This window comes from Psychrobacter sp. 16-MNA-CIBAN-0192, from assembly GCF_040309565.1.
In the GTDB taxonomy this organism is placed as follows: domain Bacteria; phylum Pseudomonadota; class Gammaproteobacteria; order Pseudomonadales; family Moraxellaceae; genus Psychrobacter.
Genome location: NZ_JBEOOX010000194.1, coordinates 1 through 277 on the forward strand (window position 1 = coordinate 1; position 277 = coordinate 277).

Below are 277 nucleotides of genomic sequence, written 5' to 3' on the forward strand. Positions count from 1 at the left end.
GATCAAGATGGCCACGAGCGTTTATTAAGTAGCTTTAGTGGTAAAAAGCAAATAGTGAGCCTTATTTACACACATTGTGCGCATACCTGCCCTACTATTGTGTCGACCATGCAAGCTATTGAAAATAAGCTTAGTGATGAAGAAAAAAACAATGTTGGATTTATATTAGTCTCGCTTACCCCTGATACAGACACCCCGACGGTATTACAAAGCTTTGCCCAAAGCAGAAAACTAAGTGCACATAATTGGAGCTTATTAACAGGCTCAGCCGATGATG

At 40.4% G+C, this 277-nt stretch carries 1 protein-coding gene; it reads left to right on the forward strand.

The features are described 5' to 3' along the window. On the forward strand, positions 1 to 277 hold a 277-nt coding region (locus tag AAEY78_RS12890; protein WP_352339715.1), incomplete at both ends, for an SCO family protein.